At 73.4% G+C, this 21495-nt stretch carries 15 protein-coding genes; 2 read left to right on the top strand and 13 right to left on the bottom strand.

Annotated elements, in window-relative coordinates:
- The first annotated feature begins 48 nt into the window (after positions 1-48).
- On the top strand, positions 49-948 hold the full coding sequence (locus ABZ810_RS05840) for an Lrp/AsnC family transcriptional regulator (protein WP_358399686.1): 900 nt from the start codon (positions 49-51) through the stop codon (positions 946-948).
- A 30-nt stretch (positions 949-978) separates the two neighbouring features.
- On the opposite strand, the gene ABZ810_RS05835 is transcribed toward ABZ810_RS05840, so the two are convergent.
- Both ABZ810_RS05835 and ABZ810_RS05830 read right to left on the bottom strand, forming a co-directional pair.
- Positions 979-3165 (bottom strand): DUF4132 domain-containing protein, encoded by a 2187-nt coding sequence (locus tag ABZ810_RS05835; protein WP_358399683.1) that lies wholly within the window; start codon positions 3163-3165, stop codon positions 979-981.
- A gap of 112 nt (positions 3166-3277) precedes the next feature.
- A complete protein-coding gene (locus ABZ810_RS05830) occupies positions 3278-6748 on the bottom strand; it encodes a protein kinase (RefSeq protein WP_358399681.1) in 3471 nt (1156 codons plus the stop codon).
- 227 nt (positions 6749-6975) lie between these two features.
- Here ABZ810_RS05830 and ABZ810_RS05825 point away from each other — a divergent pair, with 227 nt between their 5' ends.
- Positions 6976-9294 (top strand): esterase-like activity of phytase family protein, encoded by a 2319-nt coding sequence (locus tag ABZ810_RS05825; protein WP_358399679.1) that lies wholly within the window; start codon positions 6976-6978, stop codon positions 9292-9294.
- 217 nt (positions 9295-9511) lie between these two features.
- Here ABZ810_RS05825 and ABZ810_RS05820 read toward each other — a convergent pair whose 3' ends face one another.
- The 11 genes from ABZ810_RS05820 to ABZ810_RS05770 all read right to left on the bottom strand — a co-directional run bounded on the left by ABZ810_RS05820 (position 9512) and on the right by ABZ810_RS05770 (position 21416).
- Positions 9512-10177 carry a GNAT family protein gene (locus ABZ810_RS05820; protein WP_358399677.1) on the bottom strand — a complete coding sequence of 222 codons (666 nt, stop codon included), beginning with the start codon at positions 10175-10177 and terminating at the stop codon, positions 9512-9514.
- Positions 10174-10419 carry a hypothetical protein gene (locus tag ABZ810_RS05815; protein ID WP_358399675.1) on the bottom strand — a complete coding sequence of 82 codons (246 nt, stop codon included), beginning with the start codon at positions 10417-10419 and terminating at the stop codon, positions 10174-10176. The genes ABZ810_RS05820 and ABZ810_RS05815 overlap by 4 nt, the downstream gene beginning before the upstream one ends.
- Positions 10419-11957 carry an AMP-binding protein gene (locus ABZ810_RS05810; RefSeq protein ID WP_358399673.1) on the bottom strand — a complete coding sequence of 513 codons (1539 nt, stop codon included), beginning with the start codon at positions 11955-11957 and terminating at the stop codon, positions 10419-10421. The genes ABZ810_RS05815 and ABZ810_RS05810 overlap by 1 nt, the downstream gene beginning before the upstream one ends.
- Positions 11958-12105: 148 nt before the next feature.
- On the bottom strand, positions 12106-13365 hold the full coding sequence (locus ABZ810_RS05805; protein WP_358399670.1) for an ABC transporter permease: 1260 nt from the start codon (positions 13363-13365) through the stop codon (positions 12106-12108).
- Positions 13362-14084 carry an ABC transporter ATP-binding protein gene (locus tag ABZ810_RS05800; protein ID WP_358399668.1) on the bottom strand — a complete coding sequence of 241 codons (723 nt, stop codon included), beginning with the start codon at positions 14082-14084 and terminating at the stop codon, positions 13362-13364. Before ABZ810_RS05800 ends, ABZ810_RS05805 begins: the two co-directional genes overlap by 4 nt.
- Positions 14081-15340, bottom strand: a complete 1260-nt coding sequence (locus ABZ810_RS05795) for a peptidoglycan-binding domain-containing protein (RefSeq protein ID WP_358399665.1) — start codon at positions 15338-15340, stop codon at positions 14081-14083. The genes ABZ810_RS05800 and ABZ810_RS05795 overlap by 4 nt, the downstream gene beginning before the upstream one ends.
- Positions 15337-16269 (bottom strand): hypothetical protein, encoded by a 933-nt coding sequence (locus ABZ810_RS05790; protein ID WP_358399662.1) that lies wholly within the window; start codon positions 16267-16269, stop codon positions 15337-15339. The genes ABZ810_RS05795 and ABZ810_RS05790 overlap by 4 nt, the downstream gene beginning before the upstream one ends.
- Complete coding sequence (locus ABZ810_RS05785; RefSeq protein ID WP_358399659.1) at positions 16262-16666, bottom strand: peptidase inhibitor family I36 protein; 405 nt, start codon at positions 16664-16666, stop codon at positions 16262-16264. The genes ABZ810_RS05790 and ABZ810_RS05785 overlap by 8 nt, the downstream gene beginning before the upstream one ends.
- 140 nt (positions 16667-16806) lie before the next feature.
- A complete protein-coding gene (locus tag ABZ810_RS05780; RefSeq protein ID WP_358399658.1) occupies positions 16807-17478 on the bottom strand; it encodes a response regulator transcription factor in 672 nt (223 codons plus the stop codon).
- 31 nt (positions 17479-17509) lie between these two features.
- On the bottom strand, positions 17510-18379 hold the full coding sequence (locus ABZ810_RS05775; protein ID WP_358399655.1) for an AraC family transcriptional regulator: 870 nt from the start codon (positions 18377-18379) through the stop codon (positions 17510-17512).
- 136 nt (positions 18380-18515) lie between these two features.
- Positions 18516-21416, bottom strand: coding sequence for a BREX system ATP-binding domain-containing protein (locus ABZ810_RS05770; RefSeq protein ID WP_358399653.1), 2901 nt, complete (start codon positions 21414-21416; stop codon positions 18516-18518).
- Positions 21417-21495: the final 79 nt, after the last annotated feature.

Here is a 21495-nt window from a genome sequence, read left to right as displayed (position 1 = left end):
AGCTGCCAGGCTTGGCCCGACACGTTCGAGGGACGCGAAGGGAGCGGCATGACGCAGGAGCGGCCCGGGATGGACTCGCTCGACCTGGCGCTGCTGGCGGAGATCCAGCACGACGGCCGGGCGACCTACGAGGCGCTGTCGCGGCCGCTCGGCCTGTCCCGGCCCGCCGTCCGTGCCCGCCTGCACCGGCTCCTGGAGTCCGAGGTCGTGCGCATCGTCGGCGTCGTCCACCCGTCGGTGTTCGGCCTCACCGCCTACGCGCACACCGCGATCTCGGTGGACGGTCCGGTGGAGCCGGTCGCCGCCCGCGTCGCGGCCTCGCCGCAGGCGCCGTTCGTCTCGGCGGTCGCGGGGCGCCGCCCGCTCGTCGCCGAACTCCGCAGCGCCGACCAGGCCTCGCTGGCGGCCGCCGTCCGCGACCTCGCGGCCATCCCCGGCGTGCGGTGCGTGGACACCGCCCTCTACACCGAGATCCTCAAGGACACCCACTTCCCGCCCCGCCCGTACAGCCCGACGACCATCGACGAGCTGGACCGCGGCCTGCTCGCCGAGCTCCAGCGCGACGGGCGCGCCTCGTTCGCCGACCTCGGCGTCGCGGTGGGGTTGTCGACCAGCGCCGCCCGGTCCCGCGTGCTGCGCCTGCTGGAGTCCGGCGCCGTGCACATCGGGGCGCGCGTGCACCCCGGCGCGCTCGGTTCCGCGCAGCCGGTCGGCTTCGAGCTGACCTTCGCCGGCCACGCCACCGAGGCCGTCGAACGGATCCGCGGCATGGAGAAGGTGCAGTTCTTCGCCACCGCCCTCGGCCGCTGCGACGCCATCGGCACCGCCGTGGGCCACTCCCCGGAGGAGGTGCTCGCCGTGCTCGACGAGATCCGCGGTACGCCCGGCGTTCGTTCGGCCGAGGCCTGGACGCACCTGCGCGTCGTCAAGGAGTCCTACGACGCCTGACCGGGCGGCCCCGGGCCGGGGCGGGCCGGATCAGGTGAGGCCGGCGAGGTCGGTCAGGATCTCCGCGGCGGCGACGGTGCCGATCGTGTCGCCGGGCGGCCGGGTGAAGCCGACCTCGCGGAGCCTCTGCTCGGGGAAGAGGTCGACGGCACCGGCCGCGATGCCCGGATCCAGCCTGATCACCAGGGCGAGACCGTCCTCGACGGGGCGGATCATCTCGGTCTGGACGCCGCCGTCCCCGGCGGGGCCGCGTTCCCAGCCGCGCCGCATCAGCCCGAGGAGCGCGCCGACCGGGACGGTGACCCCGGCGAAGCGCTCGAGGTTCCCGGTCTTGCGCTCGTCGTCGGTCAGCGCGTGTATCGGACGCGTGAGCTGCGCGAACGGCTGGGCGATCTCGTAGTCGGCGAACAACGCCGTCCAGCTCGCGAGCTCGTCGGGATCCGTGAGATCCACCGGATGCGCGACCCAGATCTTCGCGTTCTCCGGCAGCGTCACCGTGGTGTCCCTGACGTCGGCGAGGGTGAGGTCTTCGGCGATCCTGAAGGCGACCTCCTCGGTGACCCACACCAGCCTGCGGGCGATGTGCCGCAACAGCGGATGTTCGACGAAGTAGCGCTGGAACTCCTCCGGGCTCCAGGGGCGCTCGTCCGCCAGCGCCTGCTCCAGGCGCCGGATCTGGTCGGCGGCGATATCGCGCACGTCCTTCTTGAGCGCGGTGAACCGCTGGTAGGCGGCCGGCGCGAGATCGGCGTCGTCCTTGGCGCCGGGCTTGGGCAGTGTCTTCCTGTGCTTGCCGGAGTCGTCGATGACGAACGGCCTGAGCTGCTCGTCGAACCCTACGGTGAAGCTGCGCGGGCCGTAGTCCAGGACGAGCGTGCCGTCGGAGTTCAGCCCGAGGTCGGGGACGAGCCGGTCGGCGAGCTGGTCGGTCGTCAGGCCGCGCACCCTGGCGGCCCACGCCAGGCGCTCCTCGGTCACGCGGCGAAGTCCGGGCGTCGCCTGGCGGGCGATGCGGTGCAGCTGGATCAGCGCCGTGTCGGTGCCGATGTCGGCGAGCGTCGCGACGCCGTGGTTGTTGAGGTCGCGCGGCCGCTTGCGGATGAACGCCCCCAGCCGACGCGTGACCTCGTCGTCGGCCAGCCAGATGAACTGGTCGACGACCCAGCGGGTCCGGTTCGGCAGCCCGGCGTCGAGCCAGCCCTCGAAGAGCGCCCAGCTGAAGGCGGCCAGCGATGCCGGGTCGCACGCCCCCAGGACCTCGTCGAGGCCCGGATAGTACTCCGGGGGGCCGTTCCATCGGACGCCCGGAGAGAGGGTGAGCGCGCCGATGAGGTTCTCCACCGCTTCCGGGGGGAGCGCCCGGCCGTCAAGGAGGCGCACCTCCGGCAGCCCGTCCCTTTTCAGCCACGTGGTCGCCAGGGGCTTCTCAGGCTTCTCGATCTCCACGGCCTGCGGGGCGGCGTCGGCGAGGACCCGCTCGATGGCCTCGGCGGCGCGGTCGCCGTGCCGACGAGCGGCCTCGACCACCCCGGCCGTGCCGTGCTCGGACGCGATGAGGGTCAGCGCCGCCACCGCCTTCTCGCGCGGCACGCGCCGCTTGGCCAGCGCGTCCGGCACCAGGAACGGCACCGCCGCCGTCCCGTGCCGGGCGAACCAGCCGCGCGTGACCCGCTGCGCCGACTTCAGCCGCACGTACCAGTCGGCCATCATCCGGGCGACCTCGACGTCGAGGAACGGCATCAGGGCGGGCCCGAGATCGTAGGCGTGGGCTTTGGCGTTGGGGAGCACCACGTGGCGCGCCCCGAGCTCGAAGCGCGCCGCCAGCACCTTCAGGGTCGCGATGGCGGAACCATGGAAACGGGGCTCCCACCCGGGCAGCAGCGGCAGGACCAGCCCCTCGGGCGCGCCCCTGAACATGGCGGCCTGGCTCGGCGGGTACGACAACTTCCCGACCTCGTACGCCTGGACGACGCCCTCCCACCCCTCGTCTTCGAGGAGCTGCTTCTCCCTCTTGGACGAGAAGAAGCTCGGTCGGCGCGCGTCCAGCCACTGCTCCCGTTCGCCGGGTTCCCACACGACGTGCTGCTCGGCGGGCGGCTCCAGGCCGGGAACGAACGGGACCTCCTTCGCCCGTTCGGCCTCGACCGCCGCGCGGTACGCGCGGGCCTCCTGCTCCCACGGCGGATCCACCAGGAACGCGGGAATGGTGTCGCTCATCCGCTGACCCTCCGACATCGTGATCGTCGGCCCTCGGACGCGCACCCGGCAGGATCCGTTCCTCCCCTCCATGACGTGTTTCCGCCAACCCGGCCCGAGGCCGAAGGTCCGGTCAGCTCATGGCGGAGGGCGCGGCCAGGTCCCAGTCCAGCTCCCAGTCCAGCTCCCACAGACGGACGGTGCCGTCCTCGGAGCCGACCAGCACGAAGCCCCCGTCGGGGGTCAGCGCGAGGCAGTGCGCTCCCTTGCCCTCCCGGGTGTCCAGGACGCGCAGGCGGCGTCCGCTGCCGAGCTCCCAGACATGGATTCCCCGCACGTGGGCGCTCATCGCGTACCGGCCGTCCGGGGTGAGCCGGGCGTCGAACGCCCAGCCGGCGTTCCCCTCGAACTCCCGCACGTGCCGTCCGGTCTCGACGTCCCACAGGTGGAGCTTCCACGTGCCCTTGTCACCGGCGAGGGCGAGCCGTCCGTCGGCGCTCAGGCACAGGACGTTCACCTCGGGTCCGAACGCGGGGCGGTCGGCGGGCTCGGCTCGCAGAGTGCCCACGGCCTCGCCCCCGGCCACGTCCCACAACCGCACCGACCCGCCCCGGTGCGCCGGGCCCGAGTGGCCGGACGCGACGAGGCGGCCGTCACCGCCGGCCGCCAGAGCCTTGATCCCGACATGGCGCGCCGCCAGGTCCTCCACCTCGAAGTCCACCGTCTCGATCTCGCGGACGCAGCGGCCGGTCGTGAGATCCCAGAGCCGGATCCGGCCGTCGGCATGGCCGGCCACCGCGAGCCCGTCGGCGCCGAACCGTACGTGCGCGTCGCCGAAGACCGCCTCCGCCACGACCTCCGCGCCCCCGTGCTCGGGGACGCGGAACCGCTCGCACCCGGTCTGCTCGAACCCCTCCCACCGCGCCGGCTCCAGCAGCGCGACGTTGTCGGCCAGGACGTGCACGCACTCGCCGGTGTCGGTTCGCCAGAGCCGCACCTCGCCGAACGTGTCACCGGTCAGGAGCGAGCGGCCGTCGGGGCTCAGGCACACCGAGACCACCGTGCGCCGGAGGACCTCCAGCGTGCGCACGCAGGTGCGGGTGCCGAGATCCCACAGCCGGATCGTGCCGTCGAACGCGGCGGACGCGGCCAGCCGCCCGACGACGTCGATGGCGCTCACCTGCCCGGTGTGGCCGGCCAGCACCGCCGACGGCCACGCCGCGCGCAGCCCCGTCCGTTCGGTGCGCCCGGCCAGCGCGTGCCAGGCGGGCATGACCAGCGACGACCGCTCGTGCCCCGGCACCGCCCTGGCGCGCGCGAGGAGATCGAGCGCCGCGGCGGCCCGGCCCTCGTCCATGGCCCGCTCCGACGCGGCGACCAGCCCGGCCACCGTGGCCTCCGCGCCGCCCAGCTCGCCGTGCGGGCGTGGCCGGGCCAGGCTCGGCGCGGCGATGTGGCGGCCTCGGGGGAGCCGCCACCACGACACCGTGCGGTCGGTGCCGCCGGCCGACACCGCCGTCCGCCCGTCGGCGCTCAGCCGGACGATGCGCCCGCCACCCTGGTGCGCCGTGAACGTCCGTACGCACCGGCCGCCGTCCACGTCCCAGAAGCGCAGGTACGCACCGGCCACGTAGATCAGGTACCGGCCGCCGTCGCTGAGTGACATCGGGCCGCTCGGGCCCGCGTTCTCCAGCACCCGGACGCGGCGGCCGGTGGTCACGTCCCAGATCGTGATCGGCCCGTCGAGGGGGCTGCCGCCGTAGATGGCCGCGAACCGGCTGTCGGCGCTGAAACATCCGGCGCCCGCGAGGCCCGTTCCGGCCGCGGGCAGGGTGTGCCGGCACTCGCCGGTCACCAGGTCCCACACGCGCACGGCCGCCCGATGCCCGGTGCCGGAGGTCATCGCCCAGCGGCCGTCGGGGCTGAGGACCGGCGACGTCGGCCCCCACGTCCTGACCTTCACCTCCCGGACGACCCGCCCGGTGCCGGTGTCGACCACCCGGAAGGCGCCGTCGTCGGACGAGCAGAGGGCGATACGGCCGTCGGCGCTCAGGGCGACGTCGCCGTTCCCGGCCTCACGGAGGACATGGGTGCAACGTTCGTCACCGGCGGTCAGATCCCAGATCCGCACCGTCCCGTCCCTGCCCGAGGAGACGGCACGGAGCCCGTCGTCGGAGACGGCGACGTCGCTCACGAGGCCCTCGTGCCCGCTGAGGGTCAGCCGGCAGCGGCCGTCGCCGGGCGTCCACGACCGGATCGTGCCGTCGGCCTCCCCGCTCAGCGCCACCTCTCCGCCGGCGCCGATGTCGACGGGCAGGCGGACTCGTCGCGGCGGGTCCGCGCACCAGTCCATCTCGCGCGTGCCGGTGCGGCGCGCGTCGGGGATCCGGTCGACGGTCTGGAGGGCCGCCCTGACCTCCGGGTCGTCCGGCCGCTCCCGGGACACCCCGTCCAGGAGTTCGCGCGCGGCGTCCAGGTCACCGCGTTCCAGGTGCGCCTGGCCGAGCAGGAACCGCGCCCGCCAGGAGTCCCCGGTGTCGGCGCGGACGGCCTCCAGCAGCACGACGAGCGCCTCGTCGTCGATGTCACCGCGCCGCCACCGCAGCAGGCCGAGGTGGTAGGCGGCCTGCGCGTGCCGCGGGTCGGCGGCCAGCGCCGCACCGAACACCTTCTCCGCCTCATCGGGCCGCCCGAGGTCGAGCAGCGAGACACCGCGGTTGTTGAGCTCGTCGCCGCCCGGATCGGCGGCGCGCGGCATCGGGCGGGGGTACGCGTGCCCGGTCAACGCCTCGTAGGCGTCGGTCAGCTCGCCGGCGACCTCGGCCATCGAGCCCGGCCGGTGCCGTGGTCGCCTGCGCAGGCAACGGGTGAGGACGTTCGCCAGACCCGGGGGGATCAGCGGCACGGCCATGCCCGTACCGTCCTCGATGTGGGCGGCCAGCGTGGCACCCGCGGCGGCTCCGGTCGTCCAGGTGACCTCGCCGGCCAGCATCTCCAGGACGGTCACCGCGAAGCCGTGGACGTCGTCGTGCCGTGCCGGTGGCCGTCGTCCGTCCTGTCCAGGCGAGGCGTACGCGGGCCGCGCTCCACCGCCCGACGCCGAGCCGAAACCGGTGACCTTCACGGTCCCGTCGTGGCCGAACAGGACGTTCGGCGGCCTGACGTCCCGATGGACCACTCCCCGGTCGTGCGCGTGGCCGATGCCCCACGCGACCTGGATCGCCACGTCGAGGATCCGGGCCGTCACCTGATCGGGACCGCCCTCGTACAGCCGGCGGTCATCGATCCGTTCGCGCAGGCTGCCGCCGGGAACGTACTCGCCGAACACCCGGGGGAGGCCGCCGATGTCGCGGACATAGTGGGAGGCGCACACGTGCGGGTGGAGGCCCAGCGACATCCCCGCCGCCGCCTCGCCGGCGAACCGCTCCCGAGCAGTCTCGTCACGCGGTGATCGCACGGCCATCTCGACGTCCCACCCGAGGTGCCGGACGCGGTGCACCACCCCGGCCCGGCCCTGCGTGAGCACCTCGACGACCTCGTACAGGCCATCGACGACCTCACCCACCCGCCACGGTGCCGGGCCGGTGCCGTTCGACGCCGCCATCCCGCCGCCCCCCATTTGAACGTCAACGTCTGTTTGATTCGAGGGTAGATCGGTCGCGGGGCGCGGACGGTCGTCCGGCGCGGCGCGCATCCGTGCGGCGGCGGGCGGCAGGGCTTCTACCTGGAGTGTTTCAGCGAGGGTCCGCCGGGCGTTCATCTTCTGGTCGCCGAGTCCTCGCCTGCCGCTGCGAATTTCGTCCCGCATTGTGTGACATGACGGGAGTTGAGATGCGCAAGCGTGTTCCGGGGGTGCGGCCTGCGGTCGCGGCGTCAGCCGCGGTGATCCTGGCGGCAGGGGTGTTTCCGGCGGCCGGTCAGGCCGCGACGGGCACGACGCGGGGAGGGGCGGCCGCGGGCTTCGAGCGCCTGGCCACCTATCCGGTCTTTCAGAATCTGCCGGCCGGGACGCCCGCCGATTCCCAGACGGTCGCGGAGATCAGCGCCGTCAGCGAGGACGGCCGGACGCTGATCTACACCGACGCGCCGGGGAAGCGGGTCGGGTTCCTGGACATCAGCGACCCGAAGCGCCCGAAGGGGCTGGGTTCGCTGGGGCTGGAGCAGCTGGGCGACGCCGAGGACGAGCCGACGTCGGTGGCCGTCGTCGGCCCGTACGTCCTGGTGGTCGTCAACACCAGCCGCTCGTACACCGAGCCGTCCGGGCGGCTCGACGTCATCCGCATCGCCGACCGGCGCCGGGTGCGCAGCCTCGACCTGGGCGGGCAGCCCGACTCCGTCGCGGTGAGCAAGGACGCGCGGTACGCGGCCATCGCCATCGAGAACGAGCGGGACGAGGAGGCCACGCCGCCGGGCGGCGACGAGGGCGACCTGCCGCAGGCGCCCGCGGGCTTCCTCCAGATCCTCGACCTCGGCGGGCCGGTCGCGGCCTGGGGGGTGCGGAAGGTCCCGTTCACCGCGGCCGACGGGAGCGCGCTGCCCGCGGTCACGGCCGCCGGGCTGGCCGAGCCAACCGACCCCGAGCCCGAGTACGTGTCGGTCAACGACGCGAACAAGGTCGCCGTGACGCTCCAGGAGAACAACGGCGTCGCCGTCGTCGACCTCCGCACCGGCCGCCTGGACCGGGTCTTCTCGGCGGGCACCGTCACCGTGCGCGGCATCGACACCGTCGAGGACGGGACGATCTCCCTCGACGGCGGGATCGAGGACGTGCCGCGCGAGCCGGACGCCGTCGCCTGGGTCGACCGGCACACGCTCGCCACCGCCAACGAGGGCGACTGGAAGGGCGGCACCCGCGGCTGGACCGTCTTCGACGACAGGGGCCGCGTCGTGTGGGACGCGGGCAACGGCTTCGAACGCCTCGCGGTCCGGTACGGGCACCACAACGAGGACCGCGCGGCCAACAAGGGCAGCGAGCCCGAGGGCATCGCCGTCGCGACCTACGGCGGGCGCCGTTACGCCTTCGTGGGCTCCGAACGCGCCAACTTCGTGGCCGTCTACGACGTGTCGCGCCCCGACCGGCCGGCCTTCGTCCAGTTCCTGCCGACCAACGCCGGTCCCGAGGGACTGCTGCCGGTGCCGTCGCGCGGGCTGTTCGTGGTGTCCAGCGAGGAGGACGACGCCGGGACGGGCGTCCGCGCGGGCGTCCAGGTCTTCCGCCTCGGCCGCCCGAGCGTGCCCGGCCTGGTCTCGGCGGACCGGGACGGGAAGCCGATCGGCTGGGGCGCGCTGTCGGGCCTGTCGCCCGTGCCCTCCAGCCGCCACGGCCTGTACGCGGTGACCGACTCCGCCTACGAGCCGACCCGGGTGCTGACCATCGACACCCGGCAGAGCCCCGCCCGGATCACCCGCGGCCTGACCATCACGCGCGGCGGACGGCCCGCCGCCTACGACGCCGAAGGCGTCGCGGCCCGCCCGTCCGGCGGCTTCTGGCTGGCCTCCGAGGGCGACCCGAAGGCGGGCAACGACCTGATCAAGCAGAACCTGCTGGTCAAGGTGGACCGGAACGGCTCGGTCCTCCAGGAGGTGCCGCTGCCCGCCGACGTGGCGGGCAGGCTCGGCTCGCAGGGACTCGAAGGGATCGCGGTCACCGGAGGCGGCCGGGACGAGCAGGTCTGGGTCACGTTGCAGCGCCCGCTGGCCGGCGACCCCGCGGACGTGGTCCGGCTGGGCCGCCTCGACGTCGCGACCGGCCGCTGGGCCTGGTTCGGGTACGGGCTGGAGCCGTCGGCGTCGGCCGCCAACTGGAACGGCCTCTCCGAGCTGGTCGTCGCGGCCCCGGGCCGGCTCGCCGTCGTCGAACGTGACAAGGCCTCCGGGACGGCGGCCCGCCACAAGAAGATCTACACCGTGGACGTGCCGAGGACCGCGCCGCGGCCGGGTGAGCTTCCCGTCCTGCGCAAGCGCCAGGCCCGCGACCTGCTGCCGGACCTGAAGGGCTTCGGCGGCTGGACCCAGGAGAAGGTCGAGGGCCTGGCGGTCACCGGCGACGGCCGCGTCTGGGTGGTCACCGACAACGACGCCGTCAACGACGCCACCGGCGAGACGATCTTCTACTCGCCCGGAACGTCCCGCGGCCTCCTCGGTGACTGACCCCGACAGCGACCGCGCGGGTACGAGATCCATCACGATCCAGGGACCCGTCCTGGCTGACCACGTCATGGATCGTGACGGCCCCCGGATGGCGGACCTTCGCGGCGGCCCGCGCCTCGCGGTTCAGCTTGGTGTCGCGGGCCCGCCGCACCGTGCCGCCGCCAGGTGATCTTCAAATATCTCCTGATGATCAAGAAATGAGGTCCGGGAGGCAGGCCTATTCCGTGTCTCGCGGTGCCGTTCCGGGGGATTCGGTGCCGGTGCGGCGACGGGGCGGGGGACCGGTTCGAGGAGTGGCGACGAGGGTCGGGAGGAGCTTTTCGAGCAGCGCCTCGCAGCTCTCGCGCCAGAAGGCGAGCACGTAGGTGTCCCAGTAACGGCCGCCGTAGTACTCGTGCTCGCGCAGCGTGCCCTCCACCTCGAAGTAGCGGCCGGCCCCGCTGGCGAACGTCCAGGAGCTCAGCTCGGACGTCTCGGCGTAGATCTTCCGCAGGTTGAAGTTGGCGAAGAGGTAGTTGAGGAAGAGCACGATCGCGTCGAAGGTCCAGATCGCCCCGCCGCGGTGGTCCCGCATGAGGATGGCGAGATAGACCGTCTGGTTGCGGAAGTCGGCGTTGTAGGCGCTGATCAGGCCGAGGGGCTCGCCGTCGCCCGCCCGCTCGATCAGGAACTGGCACAACACGCCGCGCCACAACATCACCTGGAAGTCCGGCGGGCTCGGCGTGGTGCCGCGGGTCCGCCACCGGTAGGTGATGCGCGAGCTCGTCGACAGGTTGAGGATGAAGTCGTAGTCGCCCGGCTCGATGGGCCGCAGGACCACCCTCTTGCCGTGCAGGGTGAGCTGCTCGGCCAGCAGTCCCGACCGCGAGAGTTCCCGGGTCATCGCGTCCCTCCCAGGCCGGCCAGGCGAGCCGCCAGCTCGTCCGGGGTGGCGGACAGGGAGAGGGCCGCCTCGATGCCCCGGGCGTCCACCTCGTGCAGGACGTCCTCCAAGTGGATGAGGAGCTCGGTGGCGGTGACCGAGTCGACGCCCAGCTCCGTCCAGGACAACGTGCGGGTCCGGTCGTCGAGAGGATGGTCGATCAAGTCGAAGATGGCTTCCATCAGATGGTCTCGGGTCAGCATCAGGACCTCGCAAGAAGGGTTTCGCCGGCCAGGAAGTGCGATCGTGCGTCGTTGCGCCTGACCTTGCCGGAGGTCGTCTTGGGGATGGAGCCGGACTCGACCACGCTCACGACGTCGAGCCGCACGCCCAGGCCCTGGAGCACGAGGCGTCCCAGGCGCTCCTCGATCTCGCCGCGCCGCGAGCGGGTGCCGCCGGCGGGCTCGACGAGCAGCACCGCACGTTCCGGCGGCGGCGACGCGACCGAGAACGCGACCGTCCGCCCCGGCCTGACCAGGCCCGACGACTCGGCGATGCGCTCGATCTCGTGGGGGAACACCCGGCGGCCGTGCACCTTGATGAGATCCTTGCGCCGGCCCGTGACGAACAGCCGGGACCCCATCGTGAAGCCCTCGTCCCCGGTCGCGAGCCCTCCGGGCGCGGCCCGGTACTCGTCCGCCAGGGACGTGCCGTGCACCGTGATCTCGCCGATCTCGAAGTCGCCGAGCTCCCGGCCACCGTCGCGGATGCTCACCGACAGCCCGTCCAGCGGAACGCCCGCCGAGACCACCTGCGTGTCGCTCATCGACCCGCCCGTCCCCGGCGCGGTCACGATGACGGGCGCCGTGCCGGGGGCCTCGGCGCTCACGGCCAGGGTCGCCTCCGCCAGCCCGTACGCCGGGACCAGGCTGTCGCCGGGAAGCAGCCGTTCCGGTCCCGACACCAGGCGCTCGCACAGGCCCGGATCGACGGGTTCCGCGCCGATGACGGCCACCCGCAACGTCTCCAGGGCGCGGCGCATCGCCGAACGGTCACGTCCGCCCGCCCGGTAGGAGAGCAGCGACCACCCGCTGTTGGGCGCGGGGATGGACGTCGGCCGGGCCGCCGCGATCCACTGCTCCCACCTGCTGGGATGCGCCAGGAACGTGCTCGGTGAGCAGAGCGTGAGCCGGCAGCCGAGATGGTCGGACAGCAACAGCGTGCCGATCAGGCCCATGTCGTGGTTGAGCGGCAGCCACGAGAAGATCGAGTCGTCGGCCGACGCCTCGAACCTGCGGCCCAGCGCCCCGAGATTGGCCTCGAGCGCGTCGCGGGAGACGGTGACGGGCGCCGGAGCGCCAGTCGTCCCGCTCGTGAACTGCACCAGCCTGAACCGCTCCGGTTCGAACCCGCCGGACGCGCCCGCGCGGGGACGGTCCCGCAGCGGCGGGTCGAGCAGATCCTCGACGGCCGCCCGCCGTGCCCTCGTGGTGAGGTCGCGCAATTCCCGTGCGGGGCCGACGACGATATCCGGCTGGAGCCGATCGAGCCTTTCGTTCACCGATGCCAGCACGCCCGCGGCTCGGGTGACCACGCCGATATAGGTGATCTGGAAACCGGCGATGAGCGCCGCACGTGCGAAAAGCGCGCTCGCCGACGAGGTGTCGCCCGTCACCGCCACGCGGCACCCTGGCTCGCACCCTCGGGCCATCAACCGGATCGCCAGGTCACAGGACATCTCCTCGATCTGTTCGCGGTCCCAGGTGATCTGCCCCTGGGGGGACAGGACGGTCACTGACATCTCCGCCTCCTCGTTATCGGCAATCGGCCCGGCCGGGCGCCATTTCTTCGCGTTCGCATATTGATTAATGTGCCAAGAGTGCCGGGGAATGTATTGAACAAATGCGCAGGCGGGCGATTCCTTTAGCGACCGATTTCAGTGGCCGGTTTCAGCGGCGCAGCGCTTCCACCGGTTCGATCCGGGAGGCGCGCCAGGCCGGATAGAGGCCGGCGAGCAGGCCGGTGAGGGCCCCGACGAGAGGCGCGGGCAGGACGGTCAGCGGTTCGAGCACGGGCGTCCAGTCGCGGGCGACGGCGACCGCGACGACCGTGCCGACGCCGGCGCAGGTGCCGGCGAGCCCGCCGAGGAATCCGAGCGCGGCCGACTCCGACAGGAACTGCGCCGCGATATGCCGCCCGCGGGCGCCGAGGGACCGGCGCAGCCCGATCTCCGCCGTACGTTCGAGGACGGCCACGAGCGTGGTGTTGGCGATCCCGACCGCGCCGATGACCAGGCAGATGCCGGCCAGCGCCAGGAAGAGCCCGCCGAGATCGGTGGTGACCTGGTCGCGCAGCTGTCTCGGGTCGGGCGGCGCGGTCACCTTGAGCCGTTCGGGCCGGTCCGGCCGGATCGCCACGGCGGCCTGGCCGCCGATCAGCTGCGCCGCGCCCAGCCGGGTCTCGATGAGGACCTTGGCCGGCCGCCCCTCCGCGCCGCCCGGCTCGCCCCACAACAGGGCGGCCGTCGAGGACGGCACGAGCACCGACAGGAGGGTCTCGGGCCGGCGCCGGACGTCCTCGACGATCCCGACCACGGTCAGCGCCGTGTCACCGATGAAGATCGCCGGCTGGTGGTCCAGCCGGGTGATGCCGAGCCGCTGCGCCGCCGCCTTCCCCAGGACGGCGACACGTTGCCCTTCCTTCTGGTGGAACGTGTCGTACAGGCGTCCGGAGCCGACGGTCGCGTGGATCGCCTCGAGGTAGCCGGGCGAGGCGGCGACCACCGTCAGGGGTTCGCCGGGCTCCCGCCGGACCGAAGGCGGCCGCGCGCTGACCTCGGCCTCGGCGCCGTCCGTTCCGGCGCTCGCCTCCCAGTGGACGCCCGCCGCCTCGACACCGTTCAGCCTGGTCAGCCGGACCTCGGTGTCGGGCGGGAACCCGGGGTCGGCCAGCGCCGGGTCGGCGGGCGCGTCCTCCACCATCACCTCGGTCGCCGCCAGTGCCGTGAACCGTTTGGAGATCTGCCCGGACGTGGTCGCCGTCAGCCCGAGCACGGCCACGAACGCCGCGACCCCGACCAGCGTCCCGAGCACCGTCAGCGCGGCCCGCGCCGGACGCGCCAGGACGGCCGCCACCGCCTCGTCCGCGGCGTCCCGGACCGACAGCCGCGTCGGCCGCACCACCCTCGTGCGGCGGCGGTCCCGCGTCATCCGCCCTCACCCACCTGCGCGACGCCCGCGGCCGGCGCGCGCGGCTCCGCCTCGGTGAGCGTGCCGTCCCGGATCACCACCGCCCGCTGGGCGCCCGCGGCCACCCCCGGATCGTGCGTGACGACCACCACCGTGAAGCCGTCCGCGTGGAGTTCGGCGATCAGCTCCAGCACCGTTCCCGCGGTGGCGGTGTCCAGGTTGCCGGTCGGCTCGTCGCACAGCAGCAGGCTCGGCCGGTTCACCAGGGCCCGCGCGAACGCCACGCGCTGCCGCTCGCCACCCGACAACCGGCCCGCCGGCGCGTGCGCCCGCTGCGCCAGGCCCACCAGGTCCAGCGTCGCGGCCGCCTTCGCGCGTCTCCTGCCGCGCGGCACGCCGGTGTAGAGCATCGACAACATCACGTTCTCCAGCGCCGAGCGGTGCGGCAGCAGATGGAACGACTGGAAGACGAACCCGATCCGCCGCCCGCGCAACGCCGTGCGGTCCCGCTCGTCCAGACCGGCGGTGTCGATCCCGTCCAGCCGGTAGACGCCCTCGCTCGGCCGGTCCAGCAGGCCGGCGACGTTCAGGAACGTCGACTTGCCCGACCCGGACGGGCCGACGACCGCCGCGTACTCGCCCCGGCGGATCACCAGGTCCGCCGGACGCAGGGCGGTGACCTGCGGCGGACCCGGATACCGTTTCCCGACCCCCGCGAACTCGATGACCGGGGGCGTCACTTGCCCACCACCACACGGTCGTCGGGTGCCAGCCGGCCGGGCCCGCTCGGCACCACCTCCACGAACCCGCCGCCGGACGCGCCCGTGCGCACCGGGATCCGCTGCCGGCGTTCACCGGCCATCAGCTTGATCACCTGGTTCGACCCGTCCGCGCTCGCGTGGATCGCCGACGTGGGCACCACCAGCACCGGTCCGCCGGTCGACGCCGCCTCGATCGTCAGGCGGACGTCGCGGCCCTCGAACCGCTGCGAGAGCGGCCTCATCCCCTTGACCACGATCGGGTGCCCCGGCAGCGCGGCCGCCTGCCCGGTGCCGTCCTCGGCGGGTCCGCCGGCGCTCCCGCCCCCGGTGCCCCCGCCTCCGGCGAACTCGCCGATGGACGTGACCTTGCCCGTTGCCTCCAGGCCCGTCTCCTCCGCGAGGATCGTCACCCGCATCCCGGTCTCGACCAGCTCGTGGTCGGCCGCGGACAACGAGCCCCTGGCCACCAGGTCGTCGGCCGACAGTTCGAGGATCGTCTCCCTGGCCGGGTCTCCCAGCCGCGCCTTCACGGCCGCCACCCGGGCGGGGAAGGCCGGCAGGAACAACACCTCGCCGGCGCTGAGGTACGCCCGCTTCTCCTGCTTGGGAGGCTCCTTCTCCTGCTCCTTGTCCCTGCTCGAAGACGGCGTCTCCTCAGCCGGTGGCGGCTGGACCTCCTCGACCGGCGCGTCGTAACCCCGGTCGGCGTACAGCCGCTTCACCGCCGCCGCGGTCGACGCCCCGAAGACCTCGGACGAGCCGCCGACCCGATAGCCGAGGTCACGCAACGCCGCGTTCAGCTGCCTGACGTCCGGACCCTTGGTGCCCTGCTCGACGTCGCGATACGCCGGGATCCGGCCGCGCAGCGCGATGACCGGACGCCCCGAGACCTCGGCCACCACGGCGCCCGCCCCGACCCGCTGCCCCCGCTTCACCGGCGAGCGGGTGATCACCGCTTTGACCTCGCTGAACGTGGGCGCGGCCACCTTGATCGTCTTGCCTGGGGTGACGGTGCCGCGCAGGACGACCGTCTCGCGCAGCACCCGCCGTTCGACCGGCGCGGAGATCACCGAAGGCTCCGGGGGCTCCGCCTCCGCCGCGACCTGCTGCGGCGACTTCACCAGCGTCGACGCGCCCGACCCCGCCAGCGACACCATGACCGCGCCTGCCACCAGCCCGGCGAGCGCCGGACGCCGGCGCCCGCCGGGGAGGGGGTCCTCCGGGACGGTCCTCATCGGCCCGCCATGACCCGGGCCACGTTGCGCTGCAACGTCTCGAGGAGCTTCCTGGTCTCCGCGAGCGCCACGGCGTTCTTCTCGATCAGCCGGCGCTGGTAAGCGGACTCGACGGCCACCCAGATGCCGACCAGGTTCGTCTCGTTCCGGCAGGCGACGTCGGCCCGCGCGGTCCGGATCTCCCGCACGCTCGCGGTGTCCCCGGCCCACCGGTCGTCGTGCGCGTGCCAGGGCGTCTTGTAGGTGAAGCCCGACCTGGCCATGCACGCGCTCCAGCGGCCCCATGCCGTGGTCACGCGGCTGTCGTTCTCGGCCTGGGCGTGGGCCCGGGTGGCGAGCGTCTCGCCGAGCCGGGGATCCGCGCCGACGGGAGCGCCTGAGGAAAGCCTCGTCCGGACCTCCCCGACGCACCCTCCGTTCGGAACGGGCTTTCCCGCGTACTGCTGGATCGTGCGCCGGGGGGAGTTGCTCGCCCGGCCGTAGAGGATCTCGGTGGGAGGGGGGTTCGGGACGGCGAGCTGCCGCTGCTGGCTCGTCGCTCCGTGGTCCCACTCCGGGGGCGGGTTGTAACCGCGCCGGGCCGCCTGGTCCGCGTCGACGATGCCGAACCGCCGCTCGTTCGGCGGCCGCGGCCTCGTCTCGGCGACCGCCGCCAGCGAGAAGCCGTACCGCCGCACGCAGTCCCGCAGCAGGAGGTCGTTCGCCTTGCCGAGGATGCCCTCCCGCGGCACGTAGGCGTCGAGCGGAAGCTTGATCTGGGTGGCGTCCCGGATGGCCGGGGCCGGGCCGATGGCGGGCTCGTCGGCGGTCGTTCCGCCGCCTCCGAACGCGCAGCCCGCCAGGGTCAGGGGCGCCACCAGCACGGTCGGTGCGAGGACCGCACGCAGCGCCTTCAGCCTGCGGCCCCGCACCATGATCGTTCTAGACATGAGTCCAGTAGTGCGAACTCGCCCGGTTGTCCCCGATGTTGTTGTTGCCCAGGCGCGCGCTCCCGGAGCCGGGGGCGTACGTCGAGTGGGCGCCGCCGCCGCCTTCGTGCTGGTAGAGGGTCACGTTGAAGCTGCCGCCACCGTTGTTCTTGACGGAGCTCGCCTCGTCGTTGAGCCCGTCGGAGCTGTTGTACCAGACGTTGTTGTTGTAGAGCTCGTCCTTGCCGGTCCACTGGTAGACGTGGTTGGTGTTGTTCTCGTTGTAGTTGTTGTTCTCGAAGAGGCAGACTTCGCCGGTCTCGCAGTTGTAGTTGGGGGCGGCGGCGTGCGCGGTCGAGGTCTTGATCCCGAGCGCGGTGGTGGCGACGGTCAGGCCCATCGCGGTTCCGGAGACCATGCCCAGCCTTCTCAGTGACATTGCGATCAACCACCCTTTCGGGGCCGACTTGCTCTGACGTTCATTAATCTGACAGGTCTTTGTGCGACAAAGAAGCAGCGTTTCTCAAGCGCATCGGCAAGCTTGCCTACACACTTTCCTTACATTTCTCGCCGCGGCGGGTGCAGGCGAAATCCCACTCCGCGCACGGTCTCTATCCACCGTTTGTCACCGAGCTTCGAGCGAAGGGCGCCCACGTGGACGTCCAGCGTGCGCGTGGACCCGTACCAGTTGTCGCCCCACACCTGCGCGAGGATCGAGTCCCGGGTGACCACGGCTCCTCTGGCCTCGGCCAGCAGGGCGAGCAGCTCGAACTCCTTGCGCGTGAGCCGGACCTGCGTCCCGTCGAGCGTCACCCAGCGGCGCAGCGCGTCCACGGTGAGCGCCCCCAGCCGGTAGAGCGCGCCGCCGTTGCGGACGCCGCCGGTCCGCCGGCTCACGGCCTCGATGCGCGCGGCCAGCTCGTGCAACCCGATGGGATGGACCACGCAGTCGTCCGCGCCGGCCCGCAGGACGAGCACCCGGTCGAGATGCGCCTCCGCTTCGGCGAACGCGATGACCGGCACGGCCGACTCGGCGCGGATGCGCCGGCACAGCTCGCACCCGTCGAGATCGGGAAGCGCGAGGTCGAAGAGGACGAACTCGGTGTGGCCGAGCCATGACAAGACCTCCCTTCCGGTCCGAGCCAGGTCGACCTCGTGCCCGTGCTGCCGGAGTCCCGTCGCGAGGGACTCCTTGTCCGGGCCGTCGGCACCGGCCAGCAGGATCTGCATGCTCGCTCCCGCGAATGGACGGCCGGTGCGGTCAGGCCGCGGGGAGGATGAGGGTCTTCGTCTGTCGTGCCGCCGCGTAGGACGCCGCGTAGATCGGCGAGAGCGCGGGGGCCGTGCGAGCCCTCCCGCGGAAACGTTCCGGGGTGAAGCCCGCCATGGCCTTGAACTCGCGGGTGAGGTGCGCCTGGTCGCTGAAGCCGCAGTCCGCGGCCGTGCCCGCGGACCTCGAACCGCCGGCGAGCAGGAGCGCGGCCCGGCGGAAGCGCAGGATCCGCGCCATCGCCTTGGGGGACACGCCGATCTGTTCCTTGAACCGGTACTCCAGCTGGCGCGGCCTCCAGCCGGACTTCTCGGCCAGCCGGTCGATGGGGGTGGATCCTCCTGCGCCGATGGTGCGGACCAGCTCGCCGTGGGCCCCGGCCACCTGGCGGGACCAGACGGCCCCTTCGGCGATCCACCTCGCCAGGACCTCGTCCAGCAGGTGGAACCGCTGCTCCCAGTCGGGCATCGCCGCCAGCGCGCCGGTCAGCAGGTGCACCCGGTCGCCCAGCAGGTCCGCGGGGTCGGCGATGGTGTCGGCGAGCTCGTTCATCGGCACGCCGAAGAGAGCGAAGGCCGTCCACGGCGCCATGACGACCGTGACGCAGTGCGCGCCGTCGGCCGGCTCGACGGCCCAGGACGACCGGGTGGCCAGCCCCGAGACGAACGAGGCGCGGGGCGTCCGCGTGGTGTCGCCGTCCAGCCTGCGGCACCACAGGGGGTGCCGGGGGTCGAGCCCGAGGAGGAGCGTCACGGCGCCGCCGGGGAGCTCCCGCCAGGGCAGGGCCGATCCCGCGCCGATCCGGAAACCGAGGTAGGCGTGGACGCCGGGCCGCAGCCGTGAATGCGGCCAGGAAAGCACGGCCTCCCGTTTCGCCGATGGAAATCCGAAATGCCGTACCCGCATATCGCACTCCTCGAATTGCCCGGAAACCGGCACCCCGACCGTGCCAGTTATTGCTGTAATTGACGGTACGAGGACGGGCGGTGTGAACGCCTCAGGGAGAGGACCCCTGGATATCCCAGGGCTTTCGTTCTCCGGGGACCCCGGGGGCGAACCCCGGGGTCGTCTGGGTCCCGAGGGCGGAGTGCTCGGCGAGCATCGCCGCCAGGCCCGAGCGCCCGGCGACGCCGAGCTTGGAGTAGGCGTTGCTGAGGTGGTACTCGATCGTCTTGACGCTGAGGACCAGCTCGCCGGCGACCTGCCGGTTGGTCAGCCCGGTGGCGACGAGCCGGGCCACGGCCTGCTCCTGCGGGGTCAGCCGCGCCGCGTGCCCCGCGGTCATCTGCATCGGCCAGTGGGCGCGCCGCCCGAGCTCCTTGTCGCAGCGCTGGACGTAGGGCCGCGCGCCGAGCCGCTCGAAGAGGCCGCGCGAGGACTCCAGATGCTCCGCGGCGACGGCGCGGCGGCCGGTGCGCCGCAGGAACCTGCCGTAGTCCAGCTCCAGGCGGGCCTGAACGAACGGCGCCGACGTCCGCCCTGCACGGCGCAGGCCGCTCTGGTAGGCGGCTTCGGCGGCCACGCCTTCGTCCTGGGCGGCCAGGAGGTTGCCGCGCAGGCGCGCCACCGACGCGAGAACGGAAGGGCCCCCGCGGACGGCCGCGGACTTCTCGTACCTGGCGAGGGCGTCCCTGGCCTGCGCGAGACGGCCGTCGGCGAGGAGCACCTCGACGACGTACTCGTGCCAGGGAGGGTCCTGGCCGGTCAGCGGCCACAACGCGGCCGACGGGATCGGGCGGTCGCCGCGCGCGAGGGCGAGGTGCGCCCGCGCGGCCGCGGCGGCCAGGGCGCCGAAGCCCCGGGTGGGTCCGGCGGCCTTGGCGGCGGCCTGGACGTGCGCCTCGGCGGCCCCCCACTCTCCTCGGGCCGCCGGGACGAGCGCGGCGAGGCCGTGCGCCATCGGCGCGAACCACCGCTGGTCCGCCTCGAGCGTGGCCGACACCGCCGCCGCGGCGTGCGCGGCGGCGTCGTCCCAGCCGCCGAGCTGGAACTCGGCCCAGGCGAGGGCGGCCAGCGCCACGAGCCTGAACTGCACCGACCTGGGCGCGGGCACCTCCACCAGCGCGGTGAGCTCGGCGACGGCCCGTTCGACGTCACCGGAGTGGACGAGCAGCAGGCCCCGGCCGAGCAGCGCGTCCACCTCGCCGGTGGTGGCGAGGGCGGCCGCGTCGGCCGGGCGTGCGGTGTGCCCGAGCCCTTCGTCCAGCCTGCCGGTTGCCGCGAGGCCGAGGAGGCGGAGGGCCCGGACGAGATCGGCGCCCGGACGGTGCGACGCCAGAGCCGCCGCCCGTTCGGCCCATACGGCGCCGTCCGCGCACCTGCCCTGAAGGAACAGGCTGAAGGCCAGCTGCTCGGCGACGCGCCCGGCCAGGGCCGGTTCGGCCGGCCGGTCGCAGCTCCGCCAGGCGCCGGTGAGCCAGGCCTCCGCCCGGTGCGGGCTGCCCGAGGCGGCGGCGATCGCCCCGAGGACGTACCCGCGCGGCGCCGGATCGGCGTCCTCGGCCATCCCGTCCGCGAGCGTGCCGGCCTCGGCGACCTGCCCGTCGAACAGCAGCGCCTCGACCGCCTCCGCCGTACGCCCGGCCCGCTCGCCGCCGCCGGTGGACAACCGCGCCGCCCACGTCATGTGCTCGGCGGCCTCGGCCCAGAGCCCGCGGGCGGCGTCGCGCCGGGCCAGCCGCGCGAACTCCGCGGCCAGGGGTTCGTCCGGCTCGCCCGCCGCCCGGAGCCGGTGCCGCAACCGGGCCGGGTCGTCGGAGAGCACCTCGGCCGCCCGCAGGTGCAGGCGGGTGCGCTGGGCGGGCCCGAGCCGCTGGTAGACCGCCGCCTGAACGAGCGGGTGCGGGAAGCGGAGGTCCAGGCCGCCCGCCGTGGGCCGTTCCGTCAGCAGGCCCGTCGCCACCGCCTGCTCGGCCGCGTACAGCGGGTCCTGGACCTCGCACAACGTCGCGGCCTCGTGCAGCGTGCAGGACCGGCCCAGAACGGACGCCGCCTCGATGAGCAGGCGCGCCTCGGGCGCGCAGTCCGCGAGCCGCTCGCGCGCCAGCGACTCGTACGCGCGTGGCACGGGCAACGGCGCGTACAGGTCGTCGAGCACCTCGGCCGGGACCCGTTCCAGCAGCGCGCGGGCATGCCGCGGGTTCCCGTCGGTGTGCTCGCGCAACCGCGCGGCGGCGCGCCGGGCGAGCGGGGCCCGCTCGCCCGGCCGCCCGCTCAGCTCGCGCAGTTCGGACGTGCCGAGGCCGCTCAGCGACAACCGCGCGGTCTCGTCGTCGGCCAGCATGCGGCGCAGCTCTCCGGGCAGCCGCGGGTCGGCGGCGTCGGTGGTGATGACGACGGTGAGGACACGGGCGGCGCGGAGCCGCCGGACGGCGAAGGCGAGCGCGCTCAGCGAGGGCGCGTCCGCCCAGTGGGCGTCGTCGACGAGGACCGCGAGGGGCCGGTCGTCCTGGAGGCCCTGGAGGTGGTCCACCAGAGCGGATCCCACCACCAGCGGATCGGGCCGCCCGGCCTCCTCCTCACGTGCCCCCGCGACCTGCGGGACGACCTGCGGGGCCAGCTGGGCCACGATGCCGTACGGCAGCAGCGTCTCGCTGTCCTCTCCGCTCGCGTACAGGGCGCGCACATCCTGTGCCTTGGTGATGTGGGCCTTGGTGACGTGGGCCTTGGTGATGTGCGCCTGAGTGACGTGTGCCTGGGCGACGTGCGCGTTCGCGAGGAAACGGCGCAGCAGCGTGGTCTTGCCCATGCCCGCCGGGCCGTCGATGGACACCAGCCGGGACTCGCCGGCACGGACACGGTCCAGCTCCGCCCGCAACCTGGCCAGCTCGCGGTCCCTGCCGACGAACGGTGCCTCCCAGCCCGCGTCGCCGATGTCATGCGGGTCCTGGACGGGCATACGACCACCCCCGGATCGACACGGTGGCTTGCTTTATGTCCTCCGGACAGTAAAGGGGCTCAGGGTTCCTGTCAATGAG

The sequence above is a fragment of the Spirillospora sp. NPDC047279 genome, from assembly GCF_040643285.1.
GTDB lineage: Bacteria > Actinomycetota > Actinomycetes > Streptosporangiales > Streptosporangiaceae > Spirillospora.
This window is presented reverse-complemented; position numbering and strand designations above follow the sequence as displayed.